Below are 23,501 nucleotides of genomic sequence, written 5' to 3'. Positions count from 1 at the left end.
ACTTCACCCCTGCCTGGACTGTGTACTAATGTGAACGATCTGAGGTTCTCCCATGCTGGATACCTTTGATCTGGTTGGTTCCCTGAGTCTGATCAGTCTCTTTGATGGACCTGGAACACTGCCTTTGATCAGGATATAGTTGCCACGAACAACACCATAATTGGTAAATCCGCCTGCAGGATTGATCTCTTCAGCGTCGGAAGACATCTTTAAGATCCTCTTGTTGTACTCAGTTCTCTGATGGTAACCCATCTGACCCATCTGTGGTACTCTCCAGCTAACGTGTGCAGGAGTCCATGGACCAAGGGTACCGACCTGTCTCAAACTTCCCTGACGGGAGTGTTTGTTCTTCATGAGGTTGATTCCCCATCTCTTTACCGGGCCCTGTGTACCGTGACCGGTTGTGATAGCTGCAACATCGATGATTCCACCGTTATCAAACACATCTGAAACATCTACCATGGTTCCCAGAATGGTTTTTGCGAACTCGAACTTTGCGCCCACATCAGTTCCACTTACACCAGTCTCCATTACATCCGGTACCTTCTTTGGAACACCAGTAAGTGTTGAAGGTAATGTGTATGTGATGACCCTGATATCTGTTGCCTTGCCGTTTTCGACAAGTGACCCGATCTTTTCGAGTGCTGCATTGACGTCATGGTTCTTTGGAGCCTTGATCCTGCGGTCAAGATCGCTGTCCAGAACATTTGTCCATGCTTCTGCAAGAGCTTTCTCACCATGAGTGTTCTCACCGTATGCACGAATTGCTGCAACACGGATTGCTGGGGTCTCAATGACAGTTACAGGAACGGATATTTCAGTACCCTCTGTAAGACTGTTCTTTGCGTCATCGATCATGATAACATGAGTCATACCGACCTTGTAACCTGCAAAACCCTGCAGCTTAGGTTCGGCGTTTGACTCTGGCCATGATCTAAACCTTGGAATGTGACTTTGTGCTCGCTTGCGTGGACTGAATGCAAGTGAACCCCGTCTTGGTCTGTGTCCTTTTGCCATTTGTATTCTCCTTCTTTTACGATTCTTTTTGAAACAACGTTTCGTTTTTTCATGATGTAGGCCAAGACCGTGAAAAGAGTTTAGGTTCCAAAATGTATGCAGTGCATCCCATAGCTCAAAACAGAGCTATGCAGACCGACTGCCCACATTACGCGGAAAGCAAGATAACTAACATACTTGTCATAACGGATAGGATGAATCCTTCCGTACGTTCGTACTCAATCATCTCTAAAAGATCTAGCCATTCGGTGTCCCCTTGTACACATTTGCACACAAGAGCGGGCATTCCGTGAAGAGGCCCATGAACACTTCCTGTTAAATCCGACTTTTCACACTTGCTTATTCCTACGTTATGATCTTTAGTCTTGTAAAGTGGCAAAGCCAAATTACACACTTAATCCTAACTTAGGGTGTCTAAATGTCAGATTCCATATATAAATGTTTTGCACAATAACCCCATGAAAAGATTATACGAAAATGCATACGATCAAGGGTTTTCATACAACCGATGAAAAATAGAGATTATCATTGAACTAATTCAAGGATAACAAAGGATATTACCTGAATGTGCCCGGACATAATTAAATGTACCGGAGAATATAGCTCAAAGCATTGGATGGATTTAAATCGATTGAACCTTTCTTTCATACTGATCATAAGTGTCACGAAAAAAGAAATTTGATAACAGAATTAAAGCCGACAATGATGGCCTGCGTTTTGCAACACCTGAAGTAGTAGCAAGCTACCGGGCCAAACGCCTCAAATGTCAAACTATCGCAGACATCAGTTGCGGGATTGGTGGGCAGACCATTTTCTTTGCAAAAGAATGTGAAAAGGTCTACGCCATAGAGATCGACCCTCAAAAGATAGAATTTGCAGAGAAAAACTGCAAACGTTATGGATTGGACAACGTGGAATTCATCTGCGGAGATGCACTCTCAAAGGAAGTTATCGACCAGGTTCCAAAAATAGACATCCTGTTCTCGGATCCTGCAAGACCACCATCTGAAGATAAGCGTCACGTATCAAGCCTTGAGCCCGGAATTCCAAATGTACTTTCAGCCTATGCGAATAAAACAAAAAATTTCGCATTCGAAGCACCACCACAGATGACTCCGGACAGAATTCCTTTCGATTGCGAGAAAGAGTACCTATCATTAAATGGACAGTTGAACCGCCTGAACCTGTACTTTGGAGATATCAGATCATGCGATCGTTCAGCAGTATCACTTCCATCCGAAGCAAGGATCGATTCGAACAACGTAAAAGCAGATATAGTAACAACAGAAGATATTGGACTATTTGCTTGTGAACCGGAACCGTCAGTAATCAAAGCCGAACTACTTCCAGAGTTTGCAGCTGCGATCATGGAAAACTCAAGTTCACAAGTAAGCCTTTTCAACATTGATTCAAAGAGGATCCTGCTTACGTCCGAATCTCCGATAGACCACATCATTGCAAAGAACAGTTATGAAGTGCTTCATGTAGTAGAACTGGACACTGCACTAATTAATAAGGAACTCCGGAAAGAAGATGTTGGCACAGTAATATTAAGAGCCGGAATTGATCCTGCAAGATACTGGAAAATGCGAAATGAAATAGAGGAAGGGCTAACAGGTTCAGGTACAGTACATCTTTTTGCAAAGAATGGGAAGGCCATCATATGCAAGATAATGGATTGAACTTGCAATGTTGAGAAATTGAATCCCAAGAAATAAAAAACGTGTATATAAGAATCAGTTTCGTATCAAGCTTCCCCAACAAGGGACTTGATACGTTCCATAAACTCAGTATTATTAAATGGCTTTGTAATGTAATCATTTGCATTCAAGACATTAAGTCCAAGCATCTGGTCGAACTTCTGCCCTTTTGCAGAGAGGATCGAAACAGGAACATCAGGCAATTCTTTTTCGATCTTATGGAAGGTTTCCCAGCCATCCATACCAGGCATCATTCGATCCAGCAGTATAGCATCCGGTTTTTCAATATCAAGCCTTTCCAGGCATTCCGCACCACTGCCTGCACCCACCACCTCGAAACCTTCTGCTTCAAGGATGGACCTGACAAGATAAATGGTGTCAGCCTCATCATCGACGATCATTATTTTCTTGTTCAATGCAACAGAACCCCTCGATTGTTCCCATACACAATGAATTCACACGACATAGATCTACATAGACCATTAATGTTAAACAGTACATAAATATTATGTATTTTTAATTGTTTCTTAAAAAATAAGAACTTGTCCGATGGAAACAATAAAAACAACTTATGAGAGGGAGTAGTTGAATAAACAATCAACAGATACTATAAACTCAGTCCTTAATATCCGATTCATGTCTCTTCAAAGAAGCATCCTTCGAAGAGTAGATCCCAAAACCATTGACAGCATTAATATCAGAACCACGCACATTAACCCTTTGTGCGGGTGTAACTGATCCAGGCAGACCTGAATCGATAGTGTCCACCATACCACCTACTTTTGAAGACAACTCTACTAATTCCGAATGAAGTTGTTTGGTCTTCTCGACCATTTCCTTGTATTGATCAAACACCGTTTTTTCAGACATATTTCCACCACCGGAAAAGTCATTTCAGATTACCTAATAACAATAGAAAATATATAAGTAATACCATTTATAACCTTTGTCAAATTAAATGAAAATGAGATCCAAGACCGAAAATAAATCAAAAAACAAAAGAGGAATAAAATAAAATCAGAACATCTGAAGCTTCAGATGTTCAAAGATCGATCTAATTCAACGCCTGCGACGCTGAAGCAGGAATGCCAGTCCAATCACTGCTGCGATCGGAAGTGCAACTGTAGGGAATTCAGAAATCAGTGAACCATTTGCACCACACCACATGTCATTATATAAATTATTGATTTATTAAATAACAAACATATCACAAAAAATCTAAATGTGATATTCATCATTATTAGGTCAAGCGTTATCGTCAGATATATATCTAACATAAACAACCATACAACCGAGAGAGGAAGGACGACCGCCGGGCCTCTGGGCCTGAGGAAAGTCTCCCCATCATCCAGATACACGAACACCTGTGAAGGGTGTCTGGTGAGAGCCAGGGCGCTGGCACAGAAACGATACCACCCCATGTTAATGCAATGATACCGGAAGGTTGAGGTCGCATGGGAAGTGGATGGAACGGCGAAACCTCGTGGGTGCAAGTTGGAAGTAGGGATCAAACGGGTTTCTGGACCGTCCCGAAGTTATTAACGCTTAGCCGAATGTCGTCAGTGCAAGAGTCCGCAAGGACCTTCCCTTTCCGCCCTGCGGATAAGGAATTTTGCACCAACAGAAGGGAGCTTACTCTCCTCACTCATCAATCTTATTTTTAATCCGGAAATAAAAGGACACTGGTGCTTCGATCGAAATTGGATCATGCAAACATTTCCAGAGTATCAGTGACCAGTTTATCATCTACCTTTGTGTTGTAACAACCATCATTGAGCATAGGAATCCCATATGTCACGACACCAGCCCCTGCAAGAGACCTCATGCCTTTATTTATCTCATAATCACATGCAATTACCAGCACACCATCTGCATAATGGTCACTCAAGATGTTTTTGACAAAAGAAGAACCTGTTACAATATAGAAATCATAGCCATATTTGTTTGCATCTTCTTTCAACTTATCCATAACACATTTCCCACAGGACTTGCACTGTATGCCATATTTCGTTGCATATGCAGGACAATCAAGTGAACGCATACAATGCGGCACGAACATAAGCCGTTTTTTTGTATTTCCAAAATCAGACATGTGCGCGGAGTTTTTCAAAGATACCATCCACTTGTCAAGCTTTCGTGGATCCGAGAACTTGCAAAAGAAATATTTAAGCGGCAGGAAGAAGAAATCCAGCACATTAGCAAAAAAGCCGGATAGCCAGACGTTTCGAGTAAGGCTTACACGACTAACATAAAGGGATAGCGCTGAAACAAGCACTGAAAGCATTAGAAAGACCAATAACAATTTGCCTATTAAATTATACATTGCAGAGCTCCATTTTTTCGATCACTTCAAGAACATCCACTTTTGTGTTGAAGCACCCATCTTTCAAAAGGCAAACACCCTGAACCGGTATAAAAGATATTTCTTCCATAGACTCTGATAGCTCATTGTAACAAGCCACGCCTATACATGAAACCGGCTTGTGTGCTTTCATGATCTTCTTTACAAAACTACCGCCAGGGATCACATAAACCCTGAAACCACGTTCATCGGCAGCTTCACAGATGCTACCAATGTCACATAGACCACACTTTTTACACTCATAGCCAATTATCGGATCACATCTGGCCCTGCAATTAGCATGACGCATGCACTGAGGTAAAAAGATAGCTCTTGTGCCTCTTGCTCTGATAAAATCATCAAGCATTACAGCATTTCTGATCTCAATAAGGATCTCATCTATAAGAGTATCCCTTATCGAGAAGACGCCACATATCCATTTGGCAGGTGAGTAGAACAGATAAAGCATGAACAGAACAAAATTAGGGAAGACGACCTTTTTCTTCTTAAAACTGTAAAATCCAACAAGTAATGCCACAACAATTCCCAATAGAGCAAAGAGAAGCATATATACGAATAGCTTACCCAGAAGTTCATAGGGAATTTCCATGAGCCAAAGAGAGGAAGTAGCAATATTTAAAAGTAACTGTGAAAGAGAACTTAGTGAAAATAAAAAAAGAACATAAAAAAATTAATGAAAGGTAGAGAGATCAACTCTCCACACAATCATCAAGTGAAATTCCAAGTGCTTCAGCCGTCAGAACAATAACATCCTCAACAACAAGCTCATCTGCACCAAGGGAGTCCCTTCCATCAGAAAGGTTCCTCTTACAGAATGGGCATGCACTCGAAAGGATATCCGGATTCTTTGCAAGGGCATCCTGAACACGAGTTTCAGCAACACCGAGAGCAAGATCAGGAACACCAGCTTTTACACCACCGCCAGCTCCACAGCAGCGCTGGTTTTCCTTGATACGGTCCATCTCTTTAAGGTTTATACCAGGAATCGCGTTAAGAACACTCCTTGGTGGATTATATACACCAACGTGACGTCCAAGGTGACATGGGTCGTGGTATGTTACTGTAAGGTTATCAAATGGCTTTTTCCATTCAAGCTTGCCTTCCTTGATAAGATCCTCAAGGAACTCTGTGATATGGATGATCTCGAATGGCATTTCCTCATTAAGCAACCTTGGCCAGTCCACAAGAGAAGTACGGTAGCAACCAGCACATGCATACAAAACTTTCTTTGCACCCTTTGCAACGATACCGTCAACATTCTTCCTTGCAGCTTTACGTGCAATATCCTCGATCTCGTACTGACCGGTCCTGACAAGTGCGGAACAGCAACATACCTCATCCTCACCGAGCATTGTGAACTCGATTCCAAGATGGTTGAGGACACGTGCAGTAGCAAACGCCAGCTTCTGCTGCCTCAGTTCTGCAGTACAGCCACCAAAGTAAAGGATTTCTGCTTTGTCAGCGATCTTTACATCATCAGGGATCCAGCTGAGCCTGTCCTTGTTGTCAGCCATGTACGGGTTCATGTACTCGCCAATGAGCTTTACGAACATTCCCTGCTTACCATATGGACCATTGCCACGTTTGACAAGGTTTGCACGCATAGATTCCCACAACTCGATGGTGTTGATACCAACTTCACAGACTGTAGCACACATTCCACAGGTGGTACACTTGTAAACATCATCCTTGAACTGCTCGATATCTTCCTCAGGAATTGCCTTTGGACCGAACAGTCTGGCACGCAGTCCATAGGACTTGTTCATGAACTGCCTCCACCTGAGGATCTTATCCCTTGGTGCAAGTCCCGGATCTTTGTTTGCAGCATCGTAGGTTGGACACCAGTTGACACATTCACCACAGCGTACACAAGCATCAAGCTCCATGAGCTGGACAGCAGTTAAGTTATTTGTATTAATTGAAGGTTCACCTTTCATGATCATTCGCCTCCCTTGTTAGCCATAAGGGTCAGTGGTCCTGCGATCATATGCATATATTTACTGAATGGGATATATGCGATACAGAAGAACAATGAGATCACAACGTGGAACAATGATGCAGGTGGTGCAAGATCGGATTGCATTCCCATACCCCAGAAAGTACCGTTCCTTATACCGTCAGCAATGAAACCTGTGACGACAATAATTGTAAGCCCAATAAGAAGGACAGAATCAAAAGCAATGGTACTTTCACGGGCCTTTGTGACGAAAAGTCTTCTGAAAATTGCAACTATGATACCGAACAACAGTATGTAGCTGAATACATCATTAGGGAAACTGAGCATCTCTCTGAAAACTTCAGGTGAAATTATGTGAATACCCACCATATGGATGATCTCTACAACAAACATAGCTACTGACATGATACAAAGTGCGATCCAGCCTCCAAAGATGGCGATATGCATAAGCCATCTTCCAGGACTGCGCTTTAAAGCACGTCTCTGAAGGAGAGCATCAAGAATAAGTGTAACAAATATATTCTGGCCATGTCCATGTCCTTTTGCACTCATCTGATATGCTAACGTTTTAGGGAATGTAAGTATGCTTCCGTTTGATGGTTTAAGGCCATATCCTTCGGAACCTAATCCCCATTTTTTGAGATTGATATACATACCGATCATGAAGATCGCAAATGATATCATGGCCATGATCATGACCGCTGCAAATGTGATTCTCATAGACTCAGTCAGCATTCCTAAACTGTTTACGATCTCCGCAGACTCAGTAAGTCCACTGAAATATTCCATACTCATAAATTATTCTCCTGATATTGCTACGAAACAGTAATATTACATCTTTCTAAAAATTATTATGATACCGAATACGGTTTGTGTATTGGTGGAACCTATTGTATTTAAATATTTTCATTAGCAGAGTGTGCATCAGAAGAGTCAAAAACAATTCAAAATCGTTCAGATAGAGGCTTATTCTAAAATCTAAAAGGATTTGTATAATAGCTAAAAGTTTAAGAACACTTCCGAAACTCAAACAGATATAGAGAAGAGAAATCTGCACAATAGTAAAAGCTACCAGATGATAAAAGAACATAGAACTTATAGTAAGCCAAGTTCCTTCTTGAAATTATCAAGACCCATATCATCAATGAGCCTGCCAATACGATATCTTTTAGCATAGCCTTTGTACATACCGATGACATTTTCCACGAGTTCAAGAACCTCAGTTTCGTTGAGACCTTCACCGATCACATCACCAAGCCTTGGCCTGATACCAGCATTTCCACCTGCCATCACAGTATAGCCCCTGGGAGTTCCCATTATGCCAATATCCTTTACAGCTGGTTCGGAGCAGGAGTTCATACAGCCACTTACAGCCATTTTGAACTTTGAGGGAAGCTGCATTCCATGGTATTTTTCATCAATGATCAAACCAAGAGAAACAGCATCCTGTTGTGCCCTTTTACAAAATGTTGTGCCCGGACAGACCTTAATGCTGCGAACGCATTTGCCGATCGCAGATGCAGGTTCCATTCCAAGTTCCAGCCATGCACCATCAAGATCCTCTTCTTTTAAACCGACAATAGCAATACGCTGTGCCGACGTAAATTTAAGAGTAGCAGCATCGTATTTTCTTGCAACGTCCACTATCCTTTGCAATTCATCAGGAGTTACGATGCCTGCCGGAGTTTGTGGAACTATGGCATAAGAACATTTGTCACGCTGAAGTATAGCATTTTTATCTAACAGATCCTTTGCCAATGGTTCCACATCCGACTTAAGTCTTTAATATCTTAATTATTCAGTCTGTTTAAGCTTCTTGAGAAGACCTGCAAGACCTGCTTTATGCCTTGCCTCATCAAGTGATGCCCTTGCAAAGAACAATGCTGCAGCTTCGTTACCTTCCTCGCGAGCAATACGGGCAGCATCTGCTTTCTCAGCTTCAGCCATTGCCTCACCCTCGAGCATCATCTCGATGTTCTCAATTGTAGTGCCTTTTATAACACCAAGGATCTCAGCAACTTCTGTAGCATGCCATGCTTCATCCATAGCGATCTGGCGGAAATAGAGAGCAGCATCAAAATGGCCTTCACGCTCAGCCAGTTTTGACATCGCAAGGTACCATCCAACTTCAGTAGTCTCTCCTTTAAAAGTAGCTTTCAGAATTTTTTCTAAACTCATTTGTTTACCTCCTCGACACAAATTGCATATTTTATATTAGTAGGATTCTTGATAACGTTTATGGAATACTGCCAAATAATTGCAGTCCTGTTTTGGCTTTGCAGTAGATGAACGATATACCTGATTGCGTAAAATATACATGTATTGATGATATTGAAGGATGAGATGAGTTTTAATTTGAGGATAGTTCTGGTGGAGCCTTTGTACCAGGGTAACGTCGGATCAGTAGCAAGAGCTATGAAAAATTTCAGCTTTAGTGACCTTGTATTGGTAAACCCTTGCAAACTGCAAAACGAGGCACGCGCACTGGCATCACATGCATGGGATGTACTTGACGGCGCAAAGATAGTCCCCAGCATCGAAGAAGCCATAGAAGGCGCCGATGTCGTGGTTGCAACAACAGGCATCACCGGACTCAAAATCGATGAACATATACGCATGCCCCCATATACACCTCAGGAACTGAAGGAAAAGTTCAATGGTACTAACGGAACTATTGCGGTCCTCTTTGGCAGGGAAGATAATGGATTCACCAATGAAGAGCTTAAACTAAGCGATATGATAGTAAGTATCCCAACTTCAGATATTTATCCAATAATGAACCTGTCACACGCCACAACTATCATACTATATGAATTGAGTCAGATCGATGCAGGAGAACAGCAGCTTGCTGAGGGTTTTGATCTTAAGCTTCTGCACGAGCATATTGGAGAACTTCTGGACGATATCCAATACCCGGAACACAAAAAGGAAAAAACACACCTTATGTTCAAAAGGATATTCGGTAGGGCACAGCTCATGCCAAGAGAAGTGCAGACATTGAGGGGCTTTTTTGGAAGGATACAACAACTTGTTAAATGATCATATCGTTGCAGATACTCCCGGACCATAGTTCCGACTCGAAATATTGATATGTATTATGAGGTTCTTTAACCTTCGATACATTAAGTACCATTCCAAAACAGGAAAAATGTGAATCAAATGAGCGAAGTTAAATGGGATGAAAAATTCAGGGATTTCCTAAAAAGATACTGCTGGGACGATATACTCCTGCTGGCTAATGAATACCCTGAACTGCGTAGCATTACAGTCGATTTTCCGGACCTTGAGCAATTCGATGCAGACCTTGCATATGAGCTGCTCGAACACCCCGATGATGTAATACCATATGCTGAGCAAGCGCTTCGTGAAATTGATATCCCTATCGAGAAGGAACTCGATGATGCACATGTACAGTTCATTAACATCCCAAACCTTGTTGCCATACGAGATCTGCGTAGCAAGCACTTGCTGAAGTTCATATCCATTGAAGGAATGATACGCAAGGCCACGGAAGTCAGGCCGAAGATAACAAATGCAGCATTCATGTGCATGCGGTGTGAGAACACAAGCTATGAGCCACAGGATGGACCGAAGTTCGTAGAACCGAACGACTGTGAGAACGAATCATGCGGCAAAAAGGGACCGTTCAAATTACTTATCGACCAATCCAGTTTTGTGGATGCACAAAAACTTCAGGTACAGGAATCACCCGAAAGTCTCAAAGGCGGCGCACAACCACAGAGCCTTGATGTTGATGCAGAGGATGATCTTGCAGGACTTGTCAAACCCGGTGACCGTCTTGTAATAAACGGAATACTGCGCTCACACCAGCGAACCCTCAGAGAGGGCAAATCCACTTTTTACGACCTCGTTCTTCATGCAAATTCCATCGAATATGTAGATCAGGAATTCGATGAGCTTGACATCACCCCAGAGGATGAGGAGACAATCGTCGAAATGAGCAAAGATCCGAACATTTATAAAAATATAACCGGATCGATCGCCCCATCCATCTACGGTTATGAGGATATAAAGGAAGCACTCAGCCTGCAACTATTCTCGGCAGTCCCAAAGATGCTACCCGACGGTTCACGTGTCAGGGGTGACATACATATACTGTTGGTGGGAGATCCGGGTATCGCAAAAAGTCAGTTACTTCGCTATATGGTGAAAATATCACCCCGCGGAGTATTCGCATCAGGTAAAAGCGCATCATCCAGCGGTCTGACAGCTGCAGCAGTTAAAGACGACCTTGGAGACGGACGCTGGACACTGGAAGCCGGTGCACTGGTAATGGCAGACATGGGTCTTGCAGCAGTGGATGAAATGGACAAGATGAGCAGGGAAGACAAGAGTGCCTTGCACGAAGCCATGGAACAGCAGACGATCAGTGTCGCAAAAGCAGGCATCCTTGCAACACTTAAATCAAGATGTGCACTCCTTGGTGCTGCCAACCCTAAATACGGAAGGTTCGATAAGTATGAAGGACTTGCCGAACAGATCAATATGCCACCTGCACTCATATCCAGATTCGACCTTCTTTTCATACTTCTCGATGTTCCTGACCGCACAAAGGACAGCAATATCGCAAACCACATATTAAAATCCCAATATGCAGGAGAACTTTTAGAACAGAAGAATAGACTCCCATCATCCACTGTGACAAAAGAAGATATAGAATCACATATCGAGGTCATACTTCCTACGATCGAAAATGACCTGATGAGAAAATATGTAGCCTATGCACGAAGGAAAGTATTCCCCATCATGGAAGACGATGCTCGTGAACATCTCATTAATTTCTATCTTGACCTTCGAAGACAGGGAGAAGGCAAAGATTCACCCGTACCTGTCACTGCAAGACAGCTCGAAGCCCTTGTAAGAATTGCTGAAGCAAGTGCACGCATGCGTTTAAGTAATGTAGTTACAATGGATGATGCGAAAAGGACTACCCGAATTACCATGGCATGTATGCGACAGGTAGGAGTCGACCCGGACACCGGAGCATTCGATGTGGATGTGATCGCATCCGGAACAAGCAAGAGCCAGAGGGATAAGATACACCTGATAAAAGACATTATTACACGAGTCAGTGAAAGGCATGCCGGTTCCAAGGCACCTCTTGAAGAGGTCTATGCAGAAGCTGAGAATGAAGATATAAACAGGGAAAGAGCAGAAGAGCTTGTCACAAAAATGAAAAGACAGGGAGATCTCCTGGCACCTGATAATAAACACATAAAATTAGTATGATAAAGTGAACACATGTACCTGAAAATACACAAATCCGGGAATCAGATGCTCGTTGCGGTCTGTGATGAGGAACTGATAGGTAAAAAGCTCAAGAAGGGCGAACTGGTTCTCGAGATCACTGAGACATTCTACAAAGGTGAGATCACATCTGAAGAGAAGATCATCGAAGCCATATCAAATGCCACAACGGCAAACATATTTGGCAGTCGTGCAGTCCAATGCGCCATCGATGCAGGCGTGATCGACTCCGGATGCGTTATATATATTGAAGGAATACCACATGCACAATTATATAAATTATAAAATATTACAATCCTGACATAAATTTGGTGGAACTATGAGTGAGAGTACACAAAATAATGAACTTTCCATTCTTGACAAAAATGAATTGATCAAGAATGTGATCACAAAGCACAAACGCCTTTTAGAAGAATACAACAAAGAGTTCAGTGGACTCGAAGAAAAAGTAAAGGCATTGAACGAAAAGATAGAATCTTCTAAGAAAGACAAGGAAGATGTGTTGAGCCGAACTGAACTGCTAAAAGAAAAGCGTCAACAGTTATACCACCAGGCAGAGAATATACTCGAAGAAATGTTTGACATTATCGATGAAAAACTGTTGGACAATAAGCTGATGCATGGCATCAACGATGACATCACGAAGGTAAAGCGTGCCATTAACATCGATGAAGAGAAGAAGATCGTAGATGAGCTTCTCAATAAACTGAATGGCATGGGAACCCATGAAGACGTCCAGAAAGCAGTTCAGCAGATCCGGACAAGGGTAAATGAAGCAATAATATCAAGTACCGAACTTGCAAGTATATTCGGCACTGAGAAGAACTTTGAAAATGCCTTCCAAAAAGCAAGAGATGAACTCAAGGAAGTCTCACCTCGCCACGGCTGGCTTGACAACAGAATAAAGAGTCACAATGAAGCTCTTGAATACTGGGAAAAGCTTCCATCCAGCGAAGAAAATACCCAGGAGGCAAACGCATGAGCGACTTACCGGATGCAACAACCATGACCGAAAGGGATCTTAAAAATGTAGTCAATGACTACAGGACAAATATCTCACAGAACGAGCGTACCCTAAAAGCTGTTTTCAGAGATCTAAAGCTACACCGAACGAACATCGATGAGCTGAAAGAAAAAAGGGACAAGCTCAATGCACAGGTAAAAGAGCTGGCAACAAAGGCACGTGAAGAAAAAACACTACGTGATGCAGTGAACGAGAAGATCGCTGAGATCAAAGCTTCAAATGAGAAGATACGTGGCGAAAAGGACAAGATCACAGGCAGCATTTCGGATCTTAAAGCAAAACGTGACGAGTACAATAAGCTTTCCCGCGGAAGTGTGGAATCTCTCACAAAAGCATATGCTGCAGAGCTTGACAAGTTCCTGAATGCTGACATTCCACTAAAACACGAGATAGATATCTTTGGAAGACTGACAGAACTTCAACAGAGGATCGACTCCGCAAGCAATGCAGACGATATCCACAAGAAGATAGTAGAAACATACAAGCAATCCGAATCTATCTACAAATCCGATGGAACTGTAAGCGGGAGCATTAAGGATCTAGCAGAAGAATCACAGAAACATCATCTTGCAATGCTTGATAGCTACAAGAAGGTCGATGAGCTTCGCAAAGAAGCGGATATGTATCACTCACAGATCAAGGAGACATATGATGTAGTATCTCCGATAAGGGAAAAGATCGACCCGCTTAAAACCAAGATATCACAACTCAGGGATGAACTCAGTGTATATCTTGACAAGCTCAACGATATCCAGCTTGAAAAAGATGAGAAGAAGATAGATGAAAAGCATAACGTAGCAAAAGAGAAGTTCGAAAAGACAGGGAAGATGAGCCTGCAGGACCTTAAATTGCTAATGGAAAAGGGAGATATTAAGTTCTAAACTTAATTTCCCTTAACCTTTTCTTATTTTTAATTTTTATTTTACGTCCCTGACTGCTATTATACACGGGTCAAAACCAAACATTAGTGAAGCTTCGGTCGATATACCTGATCACTTCGCTTCAAAAAAGCGACTGCAAATAAAAAGAATGACCATACAGGACATCGCCGTTATAAGACAAAACCCCGGAATGCTATTATCAGGAGTTACATCCGGTTCCGGAGATATATCCGACCCATTTTGAGATATTTCAGGATTGACCCGGACAGGAGCTGGAAGTGAGGGGTCAAGATATTGGAAAACGGGTTTAAAGGTTACAAGATCACCACCGGGACCATAATAGATAGTATCAACTGTCATATTGAATAATTCTATTGAATCACGAGAATAAACAAAAATATCCCCCTCATACAGGACCTCATCCTTCAGACTAACATCCTCAAGTGAAAGTTCCACCCATACACCCCCATCTTCGCTTACATCTTTGACAATAAAGACATAACCCTGATTGAACTCCCAGAAACTTTCGGTCTCAATGAATATGTTGGCACCATCTATTAGCACCTCATCCTTTACCTGAGCTCCGAACACTGGCAGTACAAGAAGTAATAAAATAAAAAGGAAGGATACAAGGAAACGTATCCTGTTATTTCTACTGTATCTCACGTCCCACACCATTTATTTATAGATGCACCGACCTGCCATGACCTCTTGCATACCTTCAGCAGTCTCTACAATTAGAGCACCTTCGGCAGTAATTCCAGTTGCTTTACCCGCAATGATCTTCTGAGGAGTTATAACTTCTACCTGCCTTCCAATTGTATCAGATAAAGAGATCCAATCTTCCAGGATCTTCGAGAAACCCTCCACTTTGAAACGCAGATATTCCGCCTCAAGAGATCTAAGCAAAGCCTGCACGAATGCAGCCCGGTTTATATTTTCCCCATTAATAGAACTCAGACTCGTGGAACCCTCCCTTAACTCTTCCGGAAGCTCATCGACGGATACGTTAGCATTGATACCAATACCGATCACAACAAAACCGATATGATCAACCTCTGCATCCATTTCAGTCAGAATGCCACAAACCTTTTTGCCATCAATGACAACATCGTTTGGCCATTTGATAGATGCATCGGCACCAAACTGCCTTATGGTCCTGGCAACAGCAACTCCTGCCATAAGGGTCAACCTTGGTGCATGAACAGGCAAGATCCCCGGTTTGAGGATGACCGAAAGCCAGATACCACCTTTAGGCGATGCCCAACGATCGCCTTTGCGACCACGTCCACTTTCCTGCATCTCAGCAATTACAACCGTACCTTCTTCTGCCTTAAAGCCCATTTTCTTTGCCATATCATTGGTAGAATCCACTGTTTCGAAATAATGAAGTTCTTTCCCGATGATGTCGGTATCAAGACCAATGCTGATCTCAGAAGGATAGAGTTTGTCAGGAACGGAAACAAGAACATAGCCTGAACCCGGAGATGATCCAATAACATAACCATCCTCTTCAAGGGTCTTAATATATTTCCATACCATTGTCCGGGAAATACCCAGCTTTTCACCCAGTTCTTCTCCAGAGATAGGTTCTTTGCCTGCTCCTTTCAGAGCCCTGAGAATATCCATTTTCCTGTCGACCAAGATAGTAACCCCCAATATGATCAAATAATTATTATAAAACAATATATCAACAGACCTTATTTAGTCTGTTGATTGTTCATCTTCTGTTTTGCAGCATTCACATAGGCACTAACCGCCACCCCTGCGGCTGCAACATTCTTTGAATTGGAACAAAGTACTGATCCCAGAGTAACGCCAGTTTCCTTATCCTCTTCGACAACCCTTACAACATCCTCAAGGATATTGTTGTCATCAATGAAGTGGGTTGTAAGGTCACCACGTACGAATGCATCATTGTCCAGGACTGATTTGTGGAACGGTATGTTGGTAGTAACTCCCTATATCACAAACTCATAAAGTGCCCTTTTCATCCTGTTAATAGCCTCTTCACGGTCACTACCCCACGTACTTAATTTTGCAACCATGGAATCGTAGTAAGGCGGAATACTGTAACCCATGTAGACGCCACTGTCCATACGTACACCCGGACCTCCCGGAGAACGATAACCCCTGATCTTGCCCGGAGATGGTGCAAAGTCGTTCAGAGGATCTTCTGCATTGATACGGCATTCGATCGCATGACCCTGTATCTTGATATCTTCCTGCTTGAAAGGTAGCTTTTCGCCCCATGCGATGAGGATCTGCTGTTTTGCAAGGTCGATACCTGTGACAAGCTCAGTAATACCATGTTCTACCTGAAGACGAGTATTGACCTCAAGGAAGTAGAAATCGCCCTTTGAATAAAGGAACTCTACTGTACCTGCATTTTCATAACCTATTGATTCTGCTGCCTTTACTGCAGCATCGCCCATCTCTTTACGAAGTTCAGGGGTCATGATCGGAGAAGGTGCCTCCTCCATGAGCTTCTGATGCCTGCGCTGTATGGAACATTCCCTGTCCGATACATAGACAGTATTACCGTAACTATCAGCAAGTATCTGGAATTCGATATGGCGTGGCTCTTCAACATATTTCTCGACGAATACTGTCGGATCCCCAAAAGCAGATTGTGCAACTGACTGGATGGATTCCAGTGATGAAGCGAACTCATCCCTTGAGCGGACGATCTTCATACCGATGCCGCCACCACCTGCAGATGCCTTGATCATTACAGGATATCCAATAGAATCTGCGATATCGAGTGCTTCATCAACATCATCGATCGCCTTGTCATACCCGGGAACGACAGGAACACCGGCTTCTATCATAAGTGCCCGGGCAGCGATCTTGCTACCCATCTTTTCGATGACCTCGCTTGAAGGACCGATGAAAGTTATGCCGGCCTCCTCACATTTCTTTGCGAATACCGGGTTCTCAGAAAGAAAACCATATCCCGGGTGAATCGCTTCTGCACCGGACTCTTTCGCAACTTCCAGAATAGTATCCATTTTCAGATAGCTCTGGCTTGAAGGAGCGGGACCGATCAGATATGCCTCATCCGCATATTTTGCAAAAAGGGCATTTTGGTCGGCTTCGGAATAAACAGCTACAGTGGAGATGCCAAGCTCCCTACAAGCACGCATTATGCGTATGGCGATCTCACCCCTGTTGGCTATAAGAACTTTGTTGAACATGATTATACCCCGATTAGTTGATTGCCATCAGTACTTCTCCCGTACCAACGGGATCGCCTTCAGATACAAATATCTCTTTTACCACACCACTACCTGGAGCGTGGATCGCATTCTCCATCTTCATGGCTTCGATAACACAGATCTTGTCCCCTTCCTCAACGGTGTCACCAACATTGACATTGATCGAAAGGATCATTCCCTGCATATGGCTTGTAACGGCGCCTTCACATTCCACCATCTGTTTCGAACTCTCGACAACCTGGACAGAACCTCCAGTAGGTTCTACTTTGACATCAAAGATCTCACCATCGACCTCAACACGGTAATCGGTTGGGATAGCCATGTCGACCTGTGGAGCAGCCTGTAAAGTAGTTGCAGGAACCAGTTCCTCTTCTTCAGCCTCACCGAGCAGGAATTTTGGTGCGATTGCAGGATACAGTATATAGGTCAGAACGTCCTCTTCCTTCTTTACAAGACCCTGTTCTTCTGCTTCTTTCTTAAGAGTCTCATATTCAGGTTCCAGAAGATCTGCCGGGCGGCATGTTATAGGTTCTTCGTCACCAATTATCTTTGCGATCATTTCTGAACTGATAGGTGCAGGTGACCTTCCATAGAGACCACGCACATAGTCCTTTACTTCTTTAGGTATGACCTTGTAGCGCTCGCCCATAAGAACATTCAATACAGCCTGGGTTCCCACTATCTGGCTGGTTGGAGTGACAAGTGGCGGATACCCAAGTTCTTCACGTACCCGTGGCATCTCTTCCAGTACAGCATCATATTTGTCAAGAGCATTCTGCTCCTTGAGCTGTGAAACAAGATTGGAAAGCATACCACCCGGGATCTGATAAAGCAGGACGTTCGTATCTATCTGTTCGGATATCGGATCAAGTATACCCCTGTATTCTTCTTTGATTTCCTTGAAGTATCGTGATGGCTCGGCCAGAAGTTCCAGGTCCAGACCAGTATCATATTTTGTCCTTGCAAGCGCTGCAACAACTGACTCCGTTGGAGGCTGGGAAGTCCCACCTGCCAGAGGAGATAATGCAGTGTCAAGAACATCAACACCAGCATCACATGCTGCCATATAGCTCATCGAAGCCATGCCTGATGTGCAGTGGCAGTGAAGTGCAACAGGAAGACCGACCTCTTTTTTGAGCGAGGTTATAAGTTCGTATGCCTCATGGGGTGCAAGCAGACCTGCCATATCCTTGATGCAGATAGAATCACAGTCAAGATCTGCAAGTTCTTTTGCGAACTCAACATACTTTTCCACGGTGTGTACCGGACTAATGGTATAGCTAAGGGTACCCTGCACATGAGCACCAACGTTCTTTGCAACGCTTATTGCCTTTTCCATGTTCCTGATGTCATTGACAGCATCGAATATCCTGAATATGTCGATACCATTCTCATGGGCCTTGGTTACGAACTTCTCCACAACATCATCTGAATAGTGACGGTATCCCACAAGATTCTGACCACGAAGTAACATCTGTGCCGGAGTGTTAACCATTTGCTTTTTAAGTTCCCTCAGGCGCTCCCACGGATCCTCATTCAAGTACCTGATACATGTATCAAATGTAGCACCTCCCCACATCTCAAGAGAGTAATACCCGACCTCGTCCAACTTTTCAACGATCGGCAACATGTTACGGGTTCGCATACGTGTCGCAAGAAGAGACTGGTGTGCATCTCGAAGAATTGTTTCCGTGATTTTTACTGACATAATTTTACCTCATAATTAGATCTATTTAGACCCGATCCGGGGTTTGCATTCATGATAAGCTTAAATTGTACATAATTAAACATCTCCTTTTATGTACTTTCTGGTAAGCATATATAAGTAACTGGATAAATTGTACATATCTGTCTTGAAATAAAACATAAGTGATGCATCCATAACGAATCCCGATATACAAGAACAGCAAGAAAAGGATGAATGATCAATTAAAAATAAGAATTACCAGGCATTTCGGCCTGAAGATCAAACAATATTACAAGTGTTTGAGAATATTACAAGATCATAAAGTCGCTCATACAAATCCCAATAACTGTGACAATTTCAATATAACATTGCCAACAGAAAGAGTAACTTTATTAACAATACTTACTGCTTCAATTTCAATATTACCACTATCATAAGCCTCAAGGAAATCGCTCACCGGATCATCAGATCCAAGAAGTTCTCTTACACTTTTCTCATTAGTGTTAATGATAATAGAAGGGGTAAAATCCGACTCATCCTGATCAACAGCAACAAATTCGGTCACGAACATATCTTCGGTCACTATTTTCAAAGCAAGAGTACTTCCGTTGTTCATATCAATTGCTGCAAGAATATCTTCATTGCCAAGCAGGCTCTTAAGGGGTCCAGGAACACTATCTGCGTTCAGGTTATATTCATTCACCATAAAATCCATTTCACTGAAAAGATCAGCTGATGCAGGTACTGAAAATAAAGTCGCGATAACCAATAATGTTAGAATAATCCTGTTCAATACAACTCCTCCGTATTAATATGTAAATTCATATAATATTCAAAATATAAAAATTCGATGGAATCAATTTAAAAGAATATCAACATCTTTTTAATTTCAAAGGCCATAGTCAATGAAATCAGGGAGATAACCCAATATGGCAGAAATTGTAGCAAGCAAGGAAATGCAGGAGTACTTCAATACGCTTGAGAGCACGTTGAAAAAGGAAATAGAAATAGTCAACAATGCACGCTCAAAGGGTAAAGATCCAAAACCCCATGTTGAAATACCACTTGCAAAGGACCTTGCCGACAGAGTGGAGAACCTGATCGGAGTTAAAGGTGTAGCAGAGCTAATCCGGAAACTGGAAGAAACCAGGTCAAGGGAAGAAGCTGCACTGGCCCTTGGAAGAGAAGTAGCTCAGGGAAAAGTTGGTACCTTTGATTCAAAATCCGATGCTATCGAAGCTGCGATCCGTGTGTCTGTTGCCATGCTGACAGAAGGAGTTGTTGCTGCCCCAATTGAAGGAATTGACCGTGCAGGGATCGGAAAGAACGATGACGGATCAGAATACGTCAGCATTTTCTATGCCGGCCCGATACGCAGTGCAGGAGGTACTGCACAGGCACTATCTGTCCTTGTTGGTGATTATGTACGCAGAGGCGTTGGTATTGACAGATATAAACCCCGAAAAGAAGAGGTTGAACGCTATATCGAGGAGATCATGCTCTACAAAAGGGTTGCAAGTCTCCAGTACACCCCATCCGAAGAGGAGATCCGGCTGATCGTGGAGAACTGCCCAATATGCATCGACGGGGAGCCAACAGAAGCAGAAGAGGTTGAAGGACACCGTAATCTGGACAGGATCGGAACTAACAGAGTACGTGGTGGAATGGCCCTGGTACTTGCTGAAGGCCTGGCACTAAAAGCCCCGAAGATACAGAAGCATGTAAAAAAGCTTAAGATCGATGGCTGGGAATGGCTCGATCAGCTTATTACCGGCACAAAGAGCGCAGCTGACGACAGTGGCGAAGAGAAGAAGGAAGAGAAACCGAGGATCAAGCCGAAGGATAAGTATATGCGAGACCTGATCGCCGGAAGACCTGTTTTTTCCCACCCATCCCGACCGGGAGGATTCCGGTTGCGCTATGGAAGGTCGCGCAATACGTCCTTTGCAGCCGCAGGAATAAATCCTTCCGGAATGATCGTGATGGACGATTTCATCGCACCGGGAACACAGCTTAAAGTTGAAAGACCTGGAAAAGCAGCAGGAATGGCTCCTGTTGATTCCATCGAAGGTCCCACTGTAAAGCTCAGATCCGGAGATGTTGTCAGGATCGACCGCATAGATGAGGCATACAACTTACGACAGGAAGTAGAAGAGATCATTGACATCGGCGAGATACTGATAAATTATGGCGATTTCCTTGAGAACAACCACCCTCTTGCGCCATCACCTTACTGTTTCGAGTGGTGGATACAGGAATACAGGAAAGCCGGAGGAGATCAGTCAGTTGATGAAGAAGATCTTAAAGATCCATCCCAGGATGTTGCATTGGACATCAGCAAAAAGTATGGAGTAGCCCTGCATCCTAAGTTCACATACTTGTGGCATGATATTGAAAATGATAAATTCGAACAACTTGCTGATTTTATATCTGAGAATGGCATCCTTGAGAGCGAGAGAACAGTACTCAGATTGCCATACGATGCCGCCCTGTCAAGCGGGGTGAAAAGAACACTTGAGCTACTACTTGTCCTTCACAAGATCAGCGGTGGAATGATACTGATCGAGGAACCGCTGCCATTCATATATACTCTTGGACTTGATGACGAACTCAGAAAGAAGTGGGACTCTCTTGAACATGAAGAAGTACTTGACAATATCAATCAGATAACGGAATTTGAAGTACGTCCCAGAGCTCCCACACGCATTGGTGCAAGGATGGGAAGACCGGAGAAATCTGATAAAAGAAAGATGTCACCGGCACCTCATGTATTGTTCCCCATTGCGGAATCAGGAGGCAATACACGAAAACTTGAGAATGCTGCCAGCTTCAAAGCATCAACAAATGCAAAGGTCGGCGAGATAACCGTAGAGATCGGGAACAGGATATGTCCGGCATGTGGCGTGGAAACCATCGAATACAGATGTGACTGTGGCGAATATACCATACCAAAACTATTCTGCCCAAGATGCGGGATCTCTGTGAACAAAAAGGAATGTCCCAAGTGCGGTACAAAGACAACCTGCACAAGTATGAGAAAGATCGATTTCAAAAGCATTTACCAGAAAGCATTCGAGAAGGTAGGTGAAAGAGACAAACTCGATTCCTTCAAAGGTGTAAAGAGAATGATGTCAAAAGACATGACACCTGAACCTCTCGAAAAAGGTATCCTCCGGGCAAAACATGACCTGTTCACTTTCAAGGATGGAACAGTGCGTTATGACATGTCGGACATACCACTCACACACATCAGACCTTCCGAAATAGGCGTCACTTGCGAGAAACTTAAGGAACTTGGCTATGAAGAAGACATCTATGGAAAACCGCTTACAGACCCCGAGCAGGTACTCTGCCTTAAAGTTCAGGACCTTGTAATATCATACGATTGCGCTGATTATCTTCTAAGGACAATGCAATACATTGACGATCTTTTTGTCAAATATTACAAAGTTGACCCATATTATAATGCAAAGACCAGGGATGATACAGTTGGCATCCTCCTGATGGGACTGGCACCACATACATCAGCAGGAGTGCTTGGAAGGCTTGTAGGATTTACCACAGCTGCGGTTGGATATGCCCATCCGTTCTTCCATGCTGCAAAAAGGCGTAATTGTGACGGGGATGAAGATTGCGTCATGCTGCTTATGGATGGTCTGCTCAACTTCTCCCGTGAGTACCTGCCGGACAAAAGGGGAGGAAAGATGGATGCACCCCTTGTTCTGACCACACGCCTTGACCCCAGCGAGGTTGACAAGGAAGCACATAATATAGATGTATGTGAATCATATCCGCTTGAGTTCTACGAAGCCACACAGAGGATCGCAAACCCGAAGGAGTTTGAAGACACTTTTGACCTGATCAGCAGCAGACTTGGCACCCCATTACAGTATGAAAAGTTCATGTTCACCCATGATACATCCAACATTGCGGCAGGCCCGCTTAAAAGTGCATACAAGACACTTGGAAGCATGGTTGAGAAGATGGATGCACAGCTTGAACTGGGGAAGAAGATACGTGCTGTTGATGCATCGGACGTCGCAGAGAGGGTACTTATATCCCACTTCCTGCCGGATATGTTCGGAAACCTGAGAGCTTTCTCAAGACAGGGGACAAGATGTGTCAAATGTGGTGCTAAGTACCGCAGACCACCACTTACAGGTAGTTGTCAAAAATGTGGTGGCAGGGTTATCCTTACGGTTCACGAGGGAGCTGTCAAAAAGTACTTTGAGGTTTCAATGAAAGTGGCAGAAGAGTACAATGTTTCAAGTTACACAAAACAGCGCATTGAACTGATAGGCTATGACATGAAGTCACTTTTTGAAAATGACAGGTCCAAACAGATGGGACTTTCAGACTTTATGTGAAAATATTGCAGCAAACGCTG

General features: G+C 43.3%; 21 protein-coding genes, 1 other RNA gene and 1 pseudogene. 8 read left to right on the top strand and 15 right to left on the bottom strand.

Going from position 1 to position 23,501, the window contains the following annotated elements; genetic code table 11:
* Positions 1–3: 3 nt before the first annotated feature.
* The gene (rpl3p, locus tag BMX02_RS10105; protein WP_091690562.1) at positions 4–1,017 is read right to left on the bottom strand and encodes a 50S ribosomal protein L3; all 1,014 of its coding nucleotides are present in this window, start codon (positions 1,015–1,017) and stop codon (positions 4–6) included.
* Positions 1,018–1,676: 659 nt separating this feature from the next.
* Between rpl3p and BMX02_RS10095 the strand changes: the two genes are divergently transcribed.
* Positions 1,677–2,699: a methyltransferase domain-containing protein gene (locus BMX02_RS10095; RefSeq protein WP_091690560.1), complete on the top strand. Its 1,023-nt coding sequence runs from the start codon at positions 1,677–1,679 to the stop codon at positions 2,697–2,699.
* Positions 2,700–2,764: 65 nt separating this feature from the next.
* Here BMX02_RS10095 and BMX02_RS10090 read toward each other — a convergent pair whose 3' ends face one another.
* The 3 genes from BMX02_RS10090 to BMX02_RS10080 form a co-directional block, all read right to left on the bottom strand.
* Entirely contained in the window at positions 2,765–3,133 is a 369-nt protein-coding gene (locus BMX02_RS10090; RefSeq protein ID WP_167879334.1) for a response regulator transcription factor, read from the bottom strand.
* A 199-nt stretch (positions 3,134–3,332) separates the two neighbouring features.
* A complete protein-coding gene (locus tag BMX02_RS10085) occupies positions 3,333–3,587 on the bottom strand; it encodes a hypothetical protein (RefSeq protein ID WP_091690559.1) in 255 nt (84 codons plus the stop codon).
* Between the two features lie 189 nt (positions 3,588–3,776).
* The gene (locus tag BMX02_RS10080) at positions 3,777–3,884 is read right to left on the bottom strand and encodes a PEF-CTERM sorting domain-containing protein (protein WP_091690558.1); all 108 of its coding nucleotides are present in this window, start codon (positions 3,882–3,884) and stop codon (positions 3,777–3,779) included.
* 126 nt (positions 3,885–4,010) lie between these two features.
* On the opposite strand from BMX02_RS10080, the gene rnpB reads away from it, so the two are divergent.
* Positions 4,011–4,364: RNase P RNA component (rnpB, locus tag BMX02_RS10075), an RNA gene on the top strand.
* A 58-nt stretch (positions 4,365–4,422) separates the two neighbouring features.
* Here rnpB and BMX02_RS10070 read toward each other — a convergent pair.
* The 6 genes from BMX02_RS10070 to BMX02_RS10045 form a co-directional block, all read right to left on the bottom strand.
* Positions 4,423–5,040 (bottom strand): DUF116 domain-containing protein, encoded by a 618-nt coding sequence (locus BMX02_RS10070; RefSeq protein ID WP_091690557.1) that lies wholly within the window; start codon positions 5,038–5,040, stop codon positions 4,423–4,425.
* Complete coding sequence (locus tag BMX02_RS10065) at positions 5,033–5,668, bottom strand: DUF116 domain-containing protein (RefSeq protein ID WP_091690556.1); 636 nt, start codon at positions 5,666–5,668, stop codon at positions 5,033–5,035. The genes BMX02_RS10070 and BMX02_RS10065 overlap by 8 nt, the downstream gene beginning before the upstream one ends.
* A gap of 100 nt (positions 5,669–5,768) precedes the next feature.
* The gene (locus BMX02_RS10060) at positions 5,769–7,019 is read right to left on the bottom strand and encodes a (Fe-S)-binding protein (RefSeq protein ID WP_091690640.1); all 1,251 of its coding nucleotides are present in this window, start codon (positions 7,017–7,019) and stop codon (positions 5,769–5,771) included.
* Positions 7,019–7,831 carry a disulfide reductase gene (locus BMX02_RS10055; protein ID WP_091690555.1) on the bottom strand — a complete coding sequence of 271 codons (813 nt, stop codon included), beginning with the start codon at positions 7,829–7,831 and terminating at the stop codon, positions 7,019–7,021. The genes BMX02_RS10060 and BMX02_RS10055 overlap by 1 nt, the downstream gene beginning before the upstream one ends.
* A 300-nt stretch (positions 7,832–8,131) precedes the next feature.
* Positions 8,132–8,794: a nitrite/sulfite reductase domain-containing protein gene (locus BMX02_RS10050; RefSeq protein WP_091690554.1), complete on the bottom strand. Its 663-nt coding sequence runs from the start codon at positions 8,792–8,794 to the stop codon at positions 8,132–8,134.
* Positions 8,795–8,830: 36 nt separating this feature from the next.
* Complete coding sequence (locus BMX02_RS10045) at positions 8,831–9,214, bottom strand: ferritin-like domain-containing protein (RefSeq protein ID WP_091690553.1); 384 nt, start codon at positions 9,212–9,214, stop codon at positions 8,831–8,833.
* A gap of 165 nt (positions 9,215–9,379) precedes the next feature.
* Here BMX02_RS10045 and BMX02_RS10040 point away from each other — a divergent pair, with 165 nt between their 5' ends.
* From BMX02_RS10040 to BMX02_RS10020, 5 genes are all read left to right on the top strand, one after another.
* Entirely contained in the window at positions 9,380–10,075 is a 696-nt protein-coding gene (locus BMX02_RS10040) for an RNA methyltransferase (protein WP_091690639.1), read from the top strand.
* Between the two features lie 120 nt (positions 10,076–10,195).
* Entirely contained in the window at positions 10,196–12,286 is a 2,091-nt protein-coding gene (locus BMX02_RS10035; RefSeq protein WP_091690552.1) for a minichromosome maintenance protein MCM, read from the top strand.
* A gap of 12 nt (positions 12,287–12,298) precedes the next feature.
* On the top strand, positions 12,299–12,589 hold the full coding sequence (locus BMX02_RS10030) for a DUF424 domain-containing protein (protein WP_091690551.1): 291 nt from the start codon (positions 12,299–12,301) through the stop codon (positions 12,587–12,589).
* A 34-nt stretch (positions 12,590–12,623) separates the two neighbouring features.
* Positions 12,624–13,286 (top strand): hypothetical protein, encoded by a 663-nt coding sequence (locus BMX02_RS11960; RefSeq protein ID WP_091690550.1) that lies wholly within the window; start codon positions 12,624–12,626, stop codon positions 13,284–13,286.
* Positions 13,283–14,209, top strand: a complete 927-nt coding sequence (locus BMX02_RS10020) for a coiled-coil protein (protein WP_091690549.1) — start codon at positions 13,283–13,285, stop codon at positions 14,207–14,209. Before BMX02_RS11960 ends, BMX02_RS10020 begins: the two co-directional genes overlap by 4 nt.
* Before the next feature lie 111 nt (positions 14,210–14,320).
* On the opposite strand, the gene BMX02_RS10015 is transcribed toward BMX02_RS10020, so the two are convergent.
* The 5 genes and pseudogenes from BMX02_RS10015 to BMX02_RS09995 form a co-directional block, all read right to left on the bottom strand.
* Entirely contained in the window at positions 14,321–14,875 is a 555-nt protein-coding gene (locus tag BMX02_RS10015; RefSeq protein WP_135644116.1) for a hypothetical protein, read from the bottom strand.
* Positions 14,876–14,887: 12 nt separating this feature from the next.
* Positions 14,888–15,853, bottom strand: a complete 966-nt coding sequence (locus BMX02_RS10010) for a biotin--[acetyl-CoA-carboxylase] ligase (protein WP_091690547.1) — start codon at positions 15,851–15,853, stop codon at positions 14,888–14,890.
* A gap of 56 nt (positions 15,854–15,909) precedes the next feature.
* Positions 15,910–17,406, bottom strand: a pseudogene (locus BMX02_RS10005) (acetyl-CoA carboxylase biotin carboxylase subunit).
* A gap of 13 nt (positions 17,407–17,419) precedes the next feature.
* The gene (gene oadA, locus BMX02_RS10000) at positions 17,420–19,135 is read right to left on the bottom strand and encodes a sodium-extruding oxaloacetate decarboxylase subunit alpha (protein WP_091690546.1); all 1,716 of its coding nucleotides are present in this window, start codon (positions 19,133–19,135) and stop codon (positions 17,420–17,422) included.
* Between the two features lie 307 nt (positions 19,136–19,442).
* Positions 19,443–19,907, bottom strand: a complete 465-nt coding sequence (locus BMX02_RS09995; protein ID WP_135644113.1) for a hypothetical protein — start codon at positions 19,905–19,907, stop codon at positions 19,443–19,445.
* Positions 19,908–20,043: 136 nt separating this feature from the next.
* Here BMX02_RS09995 and BMX02_RS09990 point away from each other — a divergent pair, with 136 nt between their 5' ends.
* Positions 20,044–23,481 (top strand): DNA polymerase II large subunit, encoded by a 3,438-nt coding sequence (locus tag BMX02_RS09990; protein ID WP_091690544.1) that lies wholly within the window; start codon positions 20,044–20,046, stop codon positions 23,479–23,481.
* The last annotated feature ends 20 nt before the right edge of the window (positions 23,482–23,501 follow it).

The organism is Methanococcoides vulcani (genome assembly GCF_900111645.1).
In the GTDB taxonomy this organism is placed as follows: domain Archaea; phylum Halobacteriota; class Methanosarcinia; order Methanosarcinales; family Methanosarcinaceae; genus Methanococcoides; species Methanococcoides vulcani.
The sequence above is the reverse complement of the archived record's forward strand: the minus strand, read 5'-3'. Positions and strand labels throughout refer to the sequence as shown.

Excerpts from the sequence above, each read along its gene's own strand:
- rpl3p (WP_091690562.1), bottom strand. The coding sequence starts at position 1,017 with ATGGCAAAAGGACACAGACCAAGACGGGGTTCACTTGCATTCAGTCCA.
- BMX02_RS10085 (WP_091690559.1), bottom strand. The coding sequence starts at position 3,587 with ATGTCTGAAAAAACGGTGTTTGATCAATACAAGGAAATGGTCGAGAAG.
- BMX02_RS10080 (WP_091690558.1), bottom strand. The coding sequence starts at position 3,884 with ATGTGGTGTGGTGCAAATGGTTCACTGATTTCTGAATTCCCTACAGTT.
- BMX02_RS10070 (WP_091690557.1), bottom strand. The coding sequence starts at position 5,040 with ATGTATAATTTAATAGGCAAATTGTTATTGGTCTTTCTAATGCTTTCA.
- BMX02_RS10065 (WP_091690556.1), bottom strand. The coding sequence starts at position 5,668 with ATGGAAATTCCCTATGAACTTCTGGGTAAGCTATTCGTATATATGCTT.
- BMX02_RS10055 (WP_091690555.1), bottom strand. The coding sequence starts at position 7,831 with ATGAGTATGGAATATTTCAGTGGACTTACTGAGTCTGCGGAGATCGTA.
- BMX02_RS10045 (WP_091690553.1), bottom strand. The coding sequence starts at position 9,214 with ATGAGTTTAGAAAAAATTCTGAAAGCTACTTTTAAAGGAGAGACTACT.
- BMX02_RS10040 (WP_091690639.1), top strand. The coding sequence starts at position 9,380 with ATGAGTTTTAATTTGAGGATAGTTCTGGTGGAGCCTTTGTACCAGGGT.
- BMX02_RS10035 (WP_091690552.1), top strand. The coding sequence starts at position 10,196 with ATGAGCGAAGTTAAATGGGATGAAAAATTCAGGGATTTCCTAAAAAGA.
- BMX02_RS10030 (WP_091690551.1), top strand. The coding sequence starts at position 12,299 with ATGTACCTGAAAATACACAAATCCGGGAATCAGATGCTCGTTGCGGTC.
- BMX02_RS11960 (WP_091690550.1), top strand. The coding sequence starts at position 12,624 with ATGAGTGAGAGTACACAAAATAATGAACTTTCCATTCTTGACAAAAAT.
- BMX02_RS10020 (WP_091690549.1), top strand. The coding sequence starts at position 13,283 with ATGAGCGACTTACCGGATGCAACAACCATGACCGAAAGGGATCTTAAA.
- oadA (WP_091690546.1), bottom strand. The coding sequence starts at position 19,135 with ATGTCAGTAAAAATCACGGAAACAATTCTTCGAGATGCACACCAGTCT.
- BMX02_RS09990 (WP_091690544.1), top strand. The coding sequence starts at position 20,044 with ATGGCAGAAATTGTAGCAAGCAAGGAAATGCAGGAGTACTTCAATACG.